A 15,005-nucleotide genomic window follows, 5' to 3' on the forward strand; every position below is an offset into this window, starting at 1 on the left:
TGCTTCCTCCCTGATTGGGCGGGTTCGGAAGTCAGGCTCCCCCTGTGATCACGGCGACACGAAGGAGACGAGGACGTGGACCTGGCTCTGGCGCCAGAAACCCTGGCGCGATGGCAGTTCGGCATCACCACCGTCTATCACTTCCTCTTCGTGCCCTTGACGATCTCGCTCGCCGCGCTCACGGCCGGCCTGCAGACCGCCTGGGTGCGCACCGAGAAGGAGAAGTACCTCAGAGCCACCAAGTTCTGGGGAAAGCTCTTCTTGATCAATATCGCGATGGGTGTCGTCACCGGCATCGTCCAGGAGTTCCAGTTCGGCATGAACTGGTCCGACTACTCGCGGTTCGTAGGTGACATCTTCGGTGCGCCCCTCGCCTTCGAAGCGCTGATCGCCTTCTTCTTCGAGTCCACCTTCATCGGACTGTGGATCTTCGGCTGGGACAAGCTGCCCAAGAAGATCCACTTGGCCTGCATCTGGATGGTGTCCATCGGCACCGTCCTGTCCGCCTACTTCATCCTGGCGGCGAATTCCTGGATGCAGCACCCGGTCGGATACCGGATCAACGAGGAGCGGGGCCGGGCCGAGCTCACCGACTTCTGGCTGGTGCTCACCCAGAACACCGCGCTCACCCAGTTCTTCCACACGATCACGGCCGCCTTCCTCGTCGGCGGTGCGTTCATGGCCGGCATCTCCGCCTACCACCTGGCGCGCAAGAAGCACGTCCCCGTGATGCGCAGCTCGCTGCGCCTGGGCCTCGTGGTCCTGATCATCGCCGGCCTGGGCACCGCGATCAGCGGTGACCTGCTCGGCAAGGTCATGTTCAAGCAGCAGCCCATGAAGATGGCCGCCGCCGAGGCCCTCTGGGACGGTGAGGCGCCCGCGCCCTTCTCCGTCTTCGCCTACGGAGACGTCGAGAAGGGCCACAACAAGGTGGCCATAGAGATCCCGGGGCTGCTGTCCTTCCTGGCCAACGACGACTTCACCTCTTTCGTCCCGGGCATCAACGATGTCAACAAGGCCGAGCAGGAGAAGTTCGGGCCGGGCGACTACCGGCCCAACATCCCCGTCGCCTACTGGGGCTTCCGCTGGATGATCGGCTTCGGCATGGCCTCGCTCGGTGTGGGCGTGCTGGGGCTCTGGCTGACCCGCAAGAAGTTCCTCCTGCCGCCGGGGCTGCGCACGGGCGAGGACGAGGTTCCGAACCTGGTGCTCTTCAAGAAGGCCCTGAGCCCCAAGATCGGCAACCTCTACTGGATGGTCGCCCTCTGGACCACGGGCTTCCCGCTCATCGCCAGCTCCTGGGGCTGGATCTTCACCGAGATGGGCCGCCAGCCGTGGGTGGTCTACGGAGTCCTGCGCACCCGCGACGCGGTCTCGCCGCACGTCTCCCAGGCCGAGGTGCTCACCTCCATGATCGGCTTCACCCTGCTCTACGCCGTGCTCGCCGTGATCGAGGTCAGGCTCCTGGTCAAGTACGTCAAGCTCGGCCCGCCGGAGCTCACCGAGGCAGACCTCAACCCGCCCACCAAGATCGGCGGGGACGACAAGAACCCCGACCGGCCGATGGCCTTCTCGTACTGAGGCTGAGGAGAACGCACCATGGAGCTCCACGACGTCTGGTTCGTGCTGATCGCCGTCCTGTGGATCGGCTACTTCTTCCTGGAGGGCTTCGACTTCGGCATCGGCGTGCTCACCAAGCTGCTCGCCCGTGACCGCACGGAGAAGCGGGTCCTGATCAACACGATCGGGCCCGTGTGGGACGGCAACGAGGTCTGGCTGCTCACGGCCGGCGGTGCGACCTTCGCCGCCTTCCCCGACTGGTACGCCACTCTCTTCTCCGGCTTCTACCTGCCCCTGCTGCTCATCCTGGTCTGCCTGATCATCAGGGGCGTGGCCTTCGAGTACCGGCACAAGCGCCCCGAGGAGAGCTGGCAGGCCAACTGGGAACACGCGATCTTCTGGACTTCGCTGATCCCCGCGTTCCTGTGGGGCGTGGCCTTCGCCAACATCGTGCGCGGAGTGAAGATCGACCAGGACAAGGAGTACGTCGGCAGCTTCCTCGACCTGCTCAACGTCTACTCGCTTCTCGGCGGGCTGGTCACCCTCACCCTGTTCACCTTCCACGGCGCGGTCTTCGCCTCGCTCAAGACCGTCGGTGACATCCGGGACAGGGCGCGCAGGACGGCGACCGTGCTGGGCCTCGTCACCGCCGTGCTGGCGCTGGTTTTCCTCATCTGGACCCAGGTCTCGCGCGGCGACGGGAAGAGCCTGATCGCGATGGCCGTCGCGGTGCTGGCCCTGCTCGGTGCGCTCGGCTTCAACCTGGCGGGTCGCGAGGGCTGGTCGTTCGCACTGTCCGGGATCACCATCGCGGCTGCCGTCGCGATGCTCTTCCTGACGCTCTTCCCGAACGTGATGCCCTCCTCGCTGGACCCGGCCTGGAGCCTCACGGTCACCAACGCCTCGTCCAGCCCGTACACGCTGAAGATCATGACCTGGTGCGCCGCCGTGGCCACCCCGCTCGTGCTGCTCTACCAGGGCTGGACGTACTGGGTGTTCCGCAAGCGGATCGGGACCCAGCACATCGTCGACGCGCACTGAGCCCACTGCTCATGCACGCGCCCGTGTCCTCGTGCCACCTGACCCGCCGGCCCGGCCGGCCCTCCCCCGGAGGATGTTTCACGTGAAACCGATCGACCCGCGTCTGCTCCGGTACGCCCGGTCCACCCGCCTCTTCCTGGGGGCGGTGGTGGCCCTGGGGCTCGCCGGGGCGGGGCTGGTCGTCGGGCAGGCGATGCTCATCGCCGAGATCGTGGTCGGCGCCTTCGAGCAGGGCCTCGACGGCGCGGCGCTCCGTACCCCCTTGGTGCTGCTCGCGGCGGTGGCGCTCGGCCGCGCCCTGATCGCATGGCTGACGGAACTGGCCGCGCACCGGGCCAGTGCGGCGGTCAAGTCGGAACTGCGGGGCAGGCTGCTGGACCGGGCGGCGGAGCTCGGGCCCGGGCGTCCGGGCGGGCAGCGGACCGGATCGCTGGTGTCGCTGGCCACCCGGGGCGTGGACGCGCTCGACGACTACTTCTCGCGCTACCTGCCCCAGCTGGGGCTCGCGGTCGTCGTGCCGGTGGCGGTGCTCGCCCGCATCGTCACCGAGGACTGGGTCTCGGCGGCCATCATCGTGGTCACCCTCCCCCTCATCCCGGTGTTCATGGTCCTCATCGGCATGGCCACCCAGTCCCGGATGGACCGCCAGTGGCGGCTCCTGTCACGGCTGTCGGGGCACTTCCTCGATGTGGTGGCCGGTCTTCCCACCCTGAAGGTCTTCGGCCGCGCCAAGGCGCAGGCCGAGTCGATCCGCAAGATCACCGACGACTACCGGCGGGCGACGATGCGGACGCTGCGCATCGCCTTCCTCTCCTCCTTCGCCCTGGAACTGCTGGCGACCCTGTCGGTCGCGCTGGTGGCCGTGACCATCGGCATGCGACTGGTCCACGGTGAACTCGACCTCTACACGGGCCTGGTCATCCTGATCCTTGCGCCCGAGGCCTATCTGCCGCTGCGGCAGGTGGGAGCGCAGTACCACGCGGCCGCGGAGGGGCTGGCGGCCGCCGAGGAGATCTTCGAGGTCCTGGAGACCCCCGGTGCCGGGCCGGCCGGTACGGCGGAACTGCCGGGCAGCGCTCCCCTGCGGATCGAGATCGAGGGGGTCGCCGTCCGCTACGAGGGCCGGAACGAGGACTCTCCCCGGCCTGTCTCGCTGACCGTCGGCCCGGGGGAGTGCGTGGCCCTCACCGGCCCGAGCGGCGCCGGCAAGTCCACGCTGCTCCAGGTGCTGCTGGGGTTCGTCCGGCCGACCGCCGGACAGGTGCGGATCGCGGGCGCGGACCTGGCCGAGCTGTCGCCGGAGCACTGGCGGGAGCGGATCGCGTGGGTACCGCAGCGGCCGCACCTGTTCGCCGGCACCGTCGCCGAGAACGTACGGCTGGCCCGGCCCGCCGCCGGTGACAGCGAGGTGACCGCCGCCCTGAAGGACGCCGGCGCCTGGGAGTTCGTGTCCGCCCTGCCGCGCGGGGCCGAGACCCTGCTGGGCGAGGGCGGAGTGGGCCTGTCCGCCGGGCAGCGGCAGCGGCTGGCGCTGGCGCGGGCCTTCCTGGCGGACCGGCCGGTGCTGCTGCTGGACGAGCCGACGGCGGCGCTGGACGGCGAGACCGAGGCCGGGATCGTGGACGCGGTGCGGCGGCTCGCCGCGGGACGGACGGTCCTGCTGGTCGTGCACCGGCCGGCCCTGCTCGCCGTCGCGGACCGGGTGGTCCGGATGACGGCCGGTCCCGTCGCCGACGCTTCCGGCACGCTCCCCCGCACCGGAGGGTCCGCGGCGGACGCCGAGGAGCCGGCCGTCGATGGCCTCGGCCCCGATGCCGGGGAGTGGATCCTCGGCGCCGCCTCCGAGCGGGTGCGGCTCGGCGGGATGCCGTCCGACGCGGGCAGCGCCGATCCGCTGCGCCGGGTGCGGGCGGTGGCCAGGGCATGGCAGGGGCGGTTCAGGCTGGGGCTGCTGCTCGGGTCGCTGGCCGTCGGCTGCAGTGTCGGCCTGATGGCCGTGTCCGGCTGGCTGATCTCCAGGGCCTCCGAACAGCCCCCTGTTCTCTATCTGATGGTTGCCGTCACCGCGACCCGGGCCTTCGGAATGGGCCGAGCCGTCTTCCGGTACGCCGAACGCCTTGTCTCGCACGATGCCGTCCTGCGGATGCTCGCCGACCTCCGGGTGTCCGTGTACCGGCGCCTGGAGCGGATCGCGCCCGCCGGGCTGCGCGAGCACCGGCGCGGGGACCTCCTGGCCCGGCTGGTCGCCGACGCCGACGCCCTGCAGGACTACTGGCTGCGCTGGCTGCTGCCCGTCGGTACCGCGGTGCTCGTCGGAACCGGCTCCGTCGCCTTCACCACATGGCTGCTGCCCGAAGCCGGGGCCGTGCTCGCCGTCGGCCTCCTCGCCGCAGGCGTCGGGGTGCCGCTGGTCAGCGGCGCCTGCGCCCGCCGCGCGGAGCGCAGGCTCGCCCCCGCACGCGGCGAGCTCGCCACCCGGGTGGCGGACCTGCTGACCGGTACCGCGGAGCTGACCGTGGCCGGGGCGCTGGCGGACCGCAAGGGCCGGGCCCGGGAGGGCGACGCCGTGCTGACGCGTATCGCCGCGCGGGGCGCCGCCGCGAGCGGGCTGGGCGGCGGACTGTCCGCCCTCGTCTGCGGGCTCACGGTCGTGGCCGCCGCGGCCGTCGCCGCGGACGCGGTCCACGACGGACGGCTGTCCGGGGTGGCCATGGCCGTCGCGGTCTTCACACCCCTCGCCGCCTTCGAGGCGGTGACCGGACTCCCCCTCGCCGTCCAGTACCGCCAGCGGGTGCGCCGTAGCGCCGAACGGGTCTACGAAGTCATCGACGCGCCCGTGCCCGTCGCCGAGCCGGAGCAGCCTGCCGAGGCTCCCGCCTCGCCCTTCCCGCTCAGGCTGGCAGGGCTCTCCGCCCGCCACCCGGGCCAGGAACGTGACGCGCTGCGCGGGCTGGACCTCACCCTGGACGCAGGCCGCCGCATCGCGGTCGTCGGCCCCTCGGGTTCAGGCAAGACCACGCTGGCGCAGGTCATGCTCCGGTTCCTGGACCCGGCAGAAGGCTCCTACCGCCTGGGCGGCGCCGACGCGCGCACGCTCGACAGCGACGACGTACGGGCGCTCGTCGGCCTGTGCGCCCAGGACGCGCACCTCTTCGACAGCTCGGTCCGGGAGAACCTCCGGCTGGCCCGGACCGGGGCGAGCGAGGAGCAGCTGAGGGACGCGCTGGCCGCGGCCCGGTTGCTGGAGTGGGCGGACGGCCTTCCGGACGGGCTGGACACGCTGGTCGGCGAGCACGGCGAGCGGATCTCGGGCGGCCAGCGCCAGCGCCTGGCTCTGGCCCGGGCGCTGCTGGCGGACTTCCCCGTACTGGTCCTGGACGAGCCTGCCGAGCACCTGGACCTGGTTACCGCGGACGCCCTGACCGCGGACCTGCTGGCCGCGACGGAGGGCCGCACCACCGTGCTGATCACACACCGGCTGGCCGGCCTGGAGGCGGTCGACGAGGTACTCGTGCTGGACCGCGGCGAGGTCGTGCAGCGCGGCGGGTACGCGGAGCTGGCGGCGGTCGAGGGGCCGCTGCGGCGGATGCTGGAGCGGGAACGCGCAACGGACGGGACTTTGGCCAACTTTCCCCTCTAATGGGGACTAACTACTCTCAAGGACATGTCAGCGCAGCCGTCGCAGGAATCACCGGATCCCCTGCCGGACCCATCGCAGGGGACGCCGGACCCCCTGGTGGCCGCCACCGAGGCCACCGCAAGCCTGCACGGACTGTCCACCGAGCTCACGGCGCGGGTACCGCAGCTGCTGGAAGCCATGCGGTCGGTCGGCACCGGGCTGGAGCTGCACTCCACGCTCGACCGCATCTGCGAGACCGCGGCCGAGCTCGCCGGCGCCCGCTACGCGGCGATCGGTGTCGTCGACACGGAGGGCCGCGGGCTCTCCGACTTCGTCACGCACGGGATCAGCCCGGAGGTGTCCCGGAAGATCGGACACCGTCCGGACGGGAAGCGGGGCCTGCTCGGAGCGTTGATCTCGCACTCCGACACGGTGCGGCTCGCCGACCTGACGAAGGACCCGCGCTCGGCAGGCTTCCCGGCGCACCACCCGCCCATGAAGACCTTTCTCGGTGTTCCGATCCGGGTGCAGGGCGAGATCTTCGGCAATCTGTACCTCGCCGAGAAGAACGGCGGCGTCGAGTTCAACGACTACGACGTCCACATGGTCCGGGTGTTGGCCACCGAGGCGGGCATCGCCATCGGCAATGCCCGGCTGTACGAGGCGGCCACCCAGCGCGAGCGCTGGATCGACGGCTCGGTCGCCGTCACCACCGCCCTGCTGTCCGGCGGGGACGCCGACGACGCCCTCTCGGTGGTGGCCGAGCAGGCCCGCCGACTGGCCGACTCCGCCGCCGGGATCGTCCTGCTGCCGGCCGAGGACAGCGGGATGGAGATCGTCGCCGTATCGGCGGAGAACCCGGCCACGTCGCTCGGAGTGGTGCTCCCGGGCGAAAGTCCGGTGGTCGACCATCTACTGCGCGGCGAGCCGGTCTTCACGGACGACGCCTCGGCGGACCCCCGCATGATCAGCCCGCTCACCAGCCAGTACGGCCCCTGCATGATGCTGCCCCTGCACAGTGGCGGGCGGGTGCTGGGTGCACTGGTCACGCCCCGCGCAAGGGGCAAGCGCCCCTTCACCGAGGCCGAGCGGACCCTGGCCACTCAGTTCGCCTCGCAGGCTGCGCTCGCGCTGATGATGGCCGAGGCACAACGCGACCGGGAGCGGCTGGCGGTCTTCGAGGACCGTGACCGGATCGCGCGTGACCTGCACGACCTCGTCATCCAGCGGCTGTTCGCCACCGGGATGATGCTGGAGGGCGCCCAGCGCCGGTCGATCGTCCCCGAGGTACGCGACGGGGTGGGCAAGGCCGTGGACGAGCTGGACGTGACGATCCAGGAGATCCGCACGGCGATCTTCGCCCTCCAGCAGGGGCCTGCGGAGGCCCCGTCCGGGTTGCGCACCCGCGTCCTGCGGGAGATCAACATGGCCGCCGTTCCGCTGGGCTTCAAGCCCGCACACCGCTTCCTCGGACCGGTCGACACGGTTGTCGGCGAGCTGGTCGGCAAGAACCTGATCGCCGCGCTGCGCGAGGCGCTGTCCAATGCGTTCCGGCACGCCGACGCGTCCCGGATCGAGGTGGTCCTGGACTCCACCGTCACGCTGCCCGACGGCAGACCCGGAGTCCGGCTGGAAGTCGCCGATGACGGGGTGGGCATTCCCGAGAGCGGCCGGCGCAGCGGCCTGCGCAACCTGCGGCGGCGGGCGGAGTCGCTGGGCGGCACGAGCTCCTACGGCCCGGGCATCGGGGAGGACGGCGGCGGGACCACCCTGGTCTGGGAAGCCCCGCTCCAGTAGCGCTGCGGTGCGCTGTCTAGGCCTGGCGCCCTGCGAGGCGTTCGGCCAGGATGCGCTCGATGACGAGGGCGACCCCGTCCTCGTTGTTGGCGACCGTACGGCCGGAAGCGGCCGCGATCACATCGGGATGGGCGTTGCCCATCGCGTAGGAGGTGCCGGCCCAGCTGAGCATCTCCACGTCGTTCGGCATGTCCCCGAACGCGACGACCTCGGCGGGGGAGATCCCCCGCTCGGCACAGCACAGGGCCAGGGTGCTCGCCTTGGACACGCCGTGCCCGCTGACCTCCAACAGGGAGGTGGGGCTGGACCGGGTGATCGACGCGTAGGTGCCGGCGGCGGAGCGGGCCAGTGCGAGGAACTCGTCCGGGGCGATCTCGGAGTGGTGCGCCAGCAGCTTGAGAACGGGCGCGGCACTTTCGTCCCTGTTCTCGTGGAGCAGCTGCTCGGCGGTCGCGAGCTTGGCGCCTGGATCCTTGAAGAAGGGCGGGTAGGCCGGCTCGTAGTTGATGCCGGTGGTCAGCTCGACTGCGAAGGACGTGCCGGGTGCCGCTGCGCGCAGGGCCTCGACGACGGAGAGTGCGGCCAGCCTCGGGAGAGCCCTGACCTGTACGAACTCCCGTCCCGCGTGCAGGTCGACCACCGCCGCGCCATTGGCGCAGATCGCGAGGCCGTGGCCGTGGACATGGTCGGCGACCACGTCCATCCACCGGGCAGGGCGGCCGGTGACGAAGAAGACCTCGATTCCCGCCTCCTCCGCGGCGGCGAGGGCGGCGACGGTCCGCGGCGAGACGGACTGGTCATCGCGCAGCAGGGTGCCGTCGAGGTCGGTGGCGATGAGCCGGGGCGCGGGGGTTTGCCCGTCCGGGCACTGAGGAGCCGAGGTCACGGCTCCATCTTCGCCCATGGGAGGGGAGGACCGGACCATGATCAAGCCAGGCTGCCGGGGTGGGAAGTGAGCGATGTTTCACGTGAAACACATCTGCGGTCGATGTTTCACGTGAAACATCGACCCGCCGTAGGCTCGATGCATGAGTCTGCGTCTGAGCACGGTGATCCTTCCGGTACGTCGATGGCACGAGGGGGGTCGGGACCAGTGGCTGCGCGCCGAGCAGCTCGGCTTCCACACCGCTTACACCTACGACCACCTGTCGTGGCGGACCTTCCGCGACGGCCCCTGGTTCGGTGCGGTGCCCACTCTGACCGCGGCGGCCGCCGCCACCGAGCGGATGCGCCTCGGCACGCTCGTCACCTCGCCGAACTTCCGCCATCCGGTGACCCTCGCCAAGGACCTCATCACCCTCGACGACGTCTCGGGCGGCCGTATCACGCTCGGCATCGGCGCTGGTGGAAACGGGTTCGACGCGACGGCCCTGGGCCAGGAGGCCTGGTCCCCGCGTGAGCGCGCCGATCGCTTCGCCGAGTTCGTGTCGCTGCTGGACCGGCTGTTGACCGAAGGCTCCGTGAGCCACGAGGGCACCTTCTACTCCGCGGAGGAGGCCCGCAACATCCCCGGCTGTGTGCAGGGACCGCGGCTGCCGTTCGCGGTCGCCGCGACCGGACCGCGCGGTCTTCGGCTCGCCGCCCGGCACGGGCAGGCGTGGGTGACCACGGGCGACCCGAAGCTCTTCGAGAACGGCACGCCCGAGCAGTCGCTGGAGGCCCTGCGCGGGCAGCTCGAACGGCTCGAGAAGGCCTTCGTAGAGATCGGCCGGGACCCCGAGCCCGTGGAGAAGATCCTGCTGACCGGGTTCACGCCCGAGGCCAACACCGTGCTCTCGTCCGTGGACGCGTTCGTCGACTTCGCCGGCCGGCACCGCGAGCTGGGATTCACGGAGCTCGTGATCCACGCACCGATCCCGGACTCCGACTTCGCTGCGGACGAGACCGTCTTCGAGGAGATCGCCACCGAGGCCCTGGCACAGCTCGACAGCTGATCCCCCGGTCGTCGCCGCTCCCGTACGGAGCGGCGACGACCGGTGCGGGACACCGGGACCGTTACCCGGCCCGGCCACCCAGCTGCGCCAGCAGTCGCCCGGCGGAGGGCAGGAGCCAGTCCGGCACCTCGTCCTCGGGAAGCGCCCGTGCCTCGTCGATCAGCGCGGCGACCCGGGCCGCCCCCGCTTCCGCGTCCCCGCGTTCCTGCTCGGTCCAGGCCGCGTTGTTCAGGCACTGGAACCGGTCCCTCAGGTGGTCCGGGCCGAGTTCCGCGTAGGTCCGGCAGGACCGGTCCCACAGCTCGATCTCCTCCAGGCGCAGTGCATCGACCTGCTCCGGGCTCAGCGGAGCCGCTCGCGCCGGGTCCGTGCCCTCGTCCGCGTCGGCTTCCCGGGCGGCGGCGACGTACCGGTCGAGCACCTGGGCCAGCTGGTGCCAGGTCTGGGCGAGTTCGGACCGCAGGGCAGGCACGCCGGGATCGGCGGCGAGAGCCGCCTCCAGCACCGCTGAGGCCTCCCCCATGCGGCCCCGGGCAAGGTCCACCGTGTGGGCGGTGACCTCCTCGCGCAGTCCCAGCCAGGCCAGGGAGCGCAGAACCCGTACCTCGGCGACCGGGTCGGCGCCCGTCCTGCGGTGCAGTTCCAGGGCCCGCTCGTAGGCGGCGGCCGCCTCCTGGGCCAGCCCCGCGTCGTCCAGGGTGTCGGCGGCCGACTGCGCCAGGCTCGCCTGCGGACGGGGGTCCTCCCAGTCCTTGGCCACCTCCGCCGCCAGCAGGTACTGCTCCGCCGCGGGGCGGAGCTCGCCCAGCCGGCGCAGCAGGTCGCCGAGGAACTCCCGTACGAACACGGTCTGCCCGTCGCCGTGCTCCAGCAGGTCCGGCAGGGCCGACTGCAGTACCTCGGCGGCCTCGGCGGTGCGCTCGTTGCGGGCGTACGCCCTGGCCAGGAGCAGCCGGGCCTGTGCACCGCCGTCTGCCCCGAGCCCGGCCCGGTCGAACCAGTGGGCCGCGGTCAGCGCGTGCGCCGCGGCCTCCGCAGCCTCGTCCCGCCGCAGCAGGATGTCCGCGAGGGTGAGCCGTACGACGCCCTGCGCCTCGGCATCGGTCACCTCGGCGGCATGCTCCAGCCCGGACCGCGCTGCCTGCTCGGCCTCCTCGGCGCGGTCCAGCGACATCAGCACTCCGGCTCGCAGCACCAGGGGGTCCACCGCCTGCCAGGGACGACCCGCCGCCAGCGCCCGCGCGGCGCTCGCCCCCAGCATCGGCAGGGCCCGCTCCGGGTCGCCCTGTGCCAGGGTCACCCGGCCCAGCATCTCCTCGGCCTCCGCCACCAGGTCCGGCGCGGCGTCCTCGTGGGCGGCGACGAAGGCCGTCAGTTCGGCTGCGAGCTCACCATGACCGTGCTCCTGGCCGTCTCCGTGGGGATGGCCGTGGTCGTGGTGCCCGCCCGGGCCGGTGGACTCCACGGTGCGCAGGTACGACTCCAGACGGATCGCCGACAGTTCCGCGAGGGCGATCCGCCGTGCCCGCAGGGGCTCGGCGTGGTCCAGGGACTCGGCGGATCGCAGCGCGGCCCGCAGCAGTTCGCGGATCTCGGCGGGCGCGGCTGCGGACTGAGCGGCCGCGCCCGCCATCCGCAGCTCCGCGAGGGCTGCCCGCTCCGCCCGGCCGAGCGCCCGGTACCCGTCCCGGACGGCGGCCAGGAGTTGGCGCGCCTCCGGCGCGCCGCGCCGCGCCGCAGCCAGTGCCTGCTGGTCCGCGAGGTCCGCACGGACCAGCGGGTCCGCAACCGGCTGCGCGTCCAGCCGCAGGGCCACCTCGGCCCACAGCGCGTCCGCACCCGGGTGGCCCAGGTCCCGGGCATTGCGGGCCCGCGCCACCAGTGCGGTGAACCCGGTGGGCGTCGCCCCGTCCGGCCCCGGCCCGGCGGGAGCGGCTTCCGCGGTGGCGGTGGCCGGCCGGGGCAGCCCGGTGCTGCGCACCCCCAGCGGCAGGTCCGCCGCCAGCGGCTCGCGGACGACCCGGGCGAGGAACCGGTCCGAGACCCGCGTGGTTCCGTTGCGCGCGTCGAACTGCCCTGCGATGTCGAGGCAGCCCGCGTAGAGCACCTCGTACAGGCCGGTGACGGTGCGGGGGGTGCCCTCGTAGGAGACGGCCGGGAGATCCCCGTGCCCCTCTTCCCGCAGGCGGTGCAGCAGGACGAGGATGCTGCCGTGGAAGGCCAGCCGGTCGTCGAGGTTGGCGAGGGGCGCCACGTGGGAGGCGTGTTCGGCCAGGATCTCCAGGCCGCGCGAGGTGTTGCCGGTGAGCGCGCAGAATTCGATGTGCTTGCCGACCGACGGCAGCAGGCTCTCGTTGCCGCGGGCCAAGCGGTAGCCGCGCAGGTGGTTCGAGCGCGCCTCGTCGGTCCGGCCCAGCCGCAGCAGCGGCAGCAGCGAGCTGGCGAGGACGCGGTGCGGTTCCTCGGCGCAGACCAGCTCCCCCGTGAGGACCGGCAGCCACAGTTCCAGGGCCTCGGCGTCGTCGCCCTGCAAGACGGCGTAGTGGCCCTGACCCCCGAGTTCGCAGGCCTGGCAGTCGCTCATGTCGTCGCGTTCCGCCGCCAGCCAGCTCCGGAAGGCGCGCTCCGCGCGCTCGTCGTCGCCCGTGGCATGGGCCAGCCAGAGTTCGGCGTCGCGCACCGGACGTTCGCTGTATCCGGCGAGCCGGTAGCGGCGCTCCATCTCGTCCAACCAGCCGGTCGCCGACGCCAGCGGGATGCCGGGTGAGTCGGCGATGGCCGTGGCCACCCACTTGAACTGCCAGAACAGCGAGTGGGTCTCCCATTCGGAGAAGGCGGCCGGGTCCTTGTCGTACTCCTGCAGCAGACGCGCGAAGGGGACGAGGATCTTCGGCGACTCGGAGCTGTAGAGGTAGGCGTTGATCAGGTTGTCCAGGGCCTCGCGGAACAGGGCCCGGTCGCCGCCGGCCTCGGCCGCGCCGGCCAAGGCCTCCGCGTGTGCGTTGCGCGCGGCGCCGTTCGGCGCCTCGCGGTTCTCCGCCAGGCCCCGCACGATCTCCTCGTGCGTCAGGGTCGTCACTTCTGGTCCTCCTTGCCGTCATGGGCATCGGTGGGGTGCGCGGTGGAGTGCATCGCCCACTCCAGGAGGCCGAGGAAGGCTCGGTTGAGCAGGGCGGAGTCGGCCTGCCGCAGCGGACGCTGGGACATCAGCAGGGCCTGCCCGTACAGCGATTCGACGGCGGTGCCGGTCAGAGCCTCGTCCTGCAGGCCGGAGATCCGGCGGATCAGCGGGTTGTTGTGGTTGAGGACCAGGCGGGCGCGGGGCGCGGATCCGCGCAGCGCCCCGAGGATGCCGCTCCACAGGGAGTCGGCGCTCTCCATCGCGGCGGTGCGGTCGCGCTCCTGGCGGGCCTGGCGGTCGTCCAGGTAGAGCGCCGGCACGGTGACCGGCTGGAAAGCGCGCAGCACCACGTCGCAGCTCTGGGCTTCGAGGCGGGTGCGCGCCGTGGCCAGGAAGGGCGCGAGCGCCAGCTCGGCCGCGGTGGGCACCGGGTCGAGCCGTTCGGTGACGGCTCCGGCGTCCAGCTCGGTCACCTTGAGTTCCGGCCGTACGGACGGCAGCAGGGCCAGCAGGTCCGCGTCGTAGGTGTAGCCGGCGTTGATGACGCCGAGGCCGTGGGCCGAGGCGATCGGCGCGATCTGGCGGAACTCCTCGACGGTGCGGGTGAAGTGGATGTCGGTGTGGGCCGCCGCGAACTCCTGCAGGCTCATCGAACCGGCGCTGGTCTCGAACGGCAGCCACGGCAGCATCAGCCCCAGCAGTTCGGAGTCGTGCCGGGCCATGGACTTCACACCAAGGTGGTGGACCCGCAGGAACGCGGCCAGGCGGTCCGGGTCGCTCGCCGCGAGCTCGGCGAGCCAGCCGCGGATGCGGGCGCCGAGGGCTTCCCGTACGGCGGCGAGCGTCTCGTCGTCGTACAGGTTCTCGCGGGAGGCGGTGGGCCGCAGGGTGTCCGTGTCGATGACGGCGCGGACGAAGAACGCCCAGTCCGGCAGCAGGTTGTCCGCCCGCTGCGTCAGGAGCATCCCCTTGAGGTGGACGCGGTGTCCGGCCCGGTGGGCGGGGCTGGTCGGGTCGGGCAGGACGTAGGCCACCCCGCGCACGCCGGCGACCGGCAGGTCGAGGTCGATGCTGTCGAGCGGGGTGAAACCGAAGAGCTCCGCGCAGTGCCCGGCCAGTGCGACGCGGCGGGCGGCGGGGGTGGGGAAGGCGCGTTCCCACACGGCGGGCCGGTCGGTGACGGGGCGCGGCCCGCCGCCCTCGCCGTCGTCGAAGGTGATGTCGTAGGGGAGCAGGGAGCCGTAGTCGCGGGCCAGTTCCTCGACCTTGGCCGGGACGGTCCATTCCGCCGCACCCGGCCGGGCTTCCAGGACGACGGTGGTGCCGGGCTCGGGGCGGGCCGCGTGGGGCAGTTCGCGCACCGTGTAGGAGCCGTCGTCGGTGGCCAGCCATTCCACGGGTGCGGCCCGGGGGTCGCGGGCGGAGCGGGTGACCACGCGGATCTGGCGGGCCACGACGAAGCATGCGAGCAGTCCGATGCCGAACTGGCCGAGGAACTCGCGGCGGGTGGCCTCCAGGGCCTGGTCGTGGAGCTCGTCCCCGCCGCCCCGCTTGGAGCTGCGGCCGATGGTGGCGAGGAAGGAATGGGCCTCGGCGGCCGTCAGGCCGATGCCGCTGTCCTCGATGGTCACCCGCCCACCGGATGCCGACAGCCGGATGCCGACCTGTGCCTCCGGGTCGATGGCCCGGCGTGCGGTGACCGCGTCCACCGCGTTCTGCAGGAGCTCGCGGACGTAGACACGCGGGCTGGAGTAGAGGTGGTGGGAGAGGAGGTCCACCAGACCGCGCAGATCCACCTGGAAGCTGTGGGGCGCGGGCATGGGTGTGGACATGGGTGTGGACGTCATGGGGCGTCACCTCGCGTGCGGGTGTGAATGGTTCGGCGATCGCGAGGTCCCCCCCTCACTGATCCCGGAGTGGGACACACATTAGG

Annotated in this window: 8 protein-coding genes; 5 read left to right on the forward strand and 3 right to left on the reverse strand. The window is 71.9% G+C overall.

Annotated elements, in window-relative coordinates; all coding sequences use genetic code 11:
- Window positions 1–75 precede the first annotated feature (75 nt).
- From E6U81_RS13530 to E6U81_RS13545, 4 genes are all read left to right on the forward strand, one after another.
- On the forward strand, window positions 76–1,581 hold the full coding sequence (locus tag E6U81_RS13530; protein WP_136230321.1) for a cytochrome ubiquinol oxidase subunit I: 1,506 nt from the start codon (window positions 76–78) through the stop codon (window positions 1,579–1,581).
- An 18-nt stretch (window positions 1,582–1,599) separates the two neighbouring features.
- A complete protein-coding gene (gene cydB, locus E6U81_RS13535; RefSeq protein WP_136230322.1) occupies window positions 1,600–2,601 on the forward strand; it encodes a cytochrome d ubiquinol oxidase subunit II in 1,002 nt (333 codons plus the stop codon).
- An 82-nt stretch (window positions 2,602–2,683) separates the two neighbouring features.
- Complete coding sequence (gene cydD / locus E6U81_RS13540; RefSeq protein ID WP_136230323.1) at window positions 2,684–6,241, forward strand: thiol reductant ABC exporter subunit CydD; 3,558 nt, start codon at window positions 2,684–2,686, stop codon at window positions 6,239–6,241.
- Between the two features lie 24 nt (window positions 6,242–6,265).
- Window positions 6,266–8,017, forward strand: coding sequence for a GAF domain-containing protein (locus E6U81_RS13545; protein WP_136230324.1), 1,752 nt, complete (start codon window positions 6,266–6,268; stop codon window positions 8,015–8,017).
- Between the two features lie 16 nt (window positions 8,018–8,033).
- Here the strand turns inward: E6U81_RS13545 and E6U81_RS13550 are convergent, their stop codons facing one another.
- On the reverse strand, window positions 8,034–8,921 hold the full coding sequence (locus E6U81_RS13550; protein ID WP_136230325.1) for a Cof-type HAD-IIB family hydrolase: 888 nt from the start codon (window positions 8,919–8,921) through the stop codon (window positions 8,034–8,036).
- A gap of 124 nt (window positions 8,922–9,045) precedes the next feature.
- On the opposite strand from E6U81_RS13550, the gene E6U81_RS13555 reads away from it, so the two are divergent.
- Window positions 9,046–9,951: an LLM class flavin-dependent oxidoreductase gene (locus tag E6U81_RS13555; protein ID WP_136230326.1), complete on the forward strand. Its 906-nt coding sequence runs from the start codon at window positions 9,046–9,048 to the stop codon at window positions 9,949–9,951.
- Window positions 9,952–10,012: 61 nt separating this feature from the next.
- Here E6U81_RS13555 and E6U81_RS13560 read toward each other — a convergent pair whose 3' ends face one another.
- Window positions 10,013–13,030 (reverse strand): tetratricopeptide repeat protein, encoded by a 3,018-nt coding sequence (locus tag E6U81_RS13560; RefSeq protein ID WP_136230327.1) that lies wholly within the window; start codon window positions 13,028–13,030, stop codon window positions 10,013–10,015.
- Window positions 13,027–14,919, reverse strand: a complete 1,893-nt coding sequence (locus E6U81_RS13565) for an HSP90 family protein (RefSeq protein ID WP_136230328.1) — start codon at window positions 14,917–14,919, stop codon at window positions 13,027–13,029. The genes E6U81_RS13560 and E6U81_RS13565 overlap by 4 nt, the downstream gene beginning before the upstream one ends.
- Between the last annotated feature and the right edge of the window lie 86 nt (window positions 14,920–15,005).

The organism is Streptomyces sp. A0592, from assembly GCF_004795115.1.
In the GTDB taxonomy this organism is placed as follows: Bacteria; Actinomycetota; Actinomycetes; order Streptomycetales; family Streptomycetaceae; genus Streptomyces; species Streptomyces erythrochromogenes.

Excerpts from the sequence above, each read along its gene's own strand:
- E6U81_RS13550 (WP_136230325.1), bottom strand. The coding sequence starts at position 8,921 with ATGGGCGAAGATGGAGCCGTGACCTCGGCTCCTCAGTGCCCGGACGGG.
- E6U81_RS13565 (WP_136230328.1), bottom strand. The coding sequence starts at position 14,919 with ATGACGTCCACACCCATGTCCACACCCATGCCCGCGCCCCACAGCTTC.
- E6U81_RS13555 (WP_136230326.1), top strand. The coding sequence starts at position 9,046 with ATGAGTCTGCGTCTGAGCACGGTGATCCTTCCGGTACGTCGATGGCAC.
- cydB (WP_136230322.1), top strand. The coding sequence starts at position 1,600 with ATGGAGCTCCACGACGTCTGGTTCGTGCTGATCGCCGTCCTGTGGATC.
- E6U81_RS13545 (WP_136230324.1), top strand. The coding sequence starts at position 6,266 with ATGTCAGCGCAGCCGTCGCAGGAATCACCGGATCCCCTGCCGGACCCA.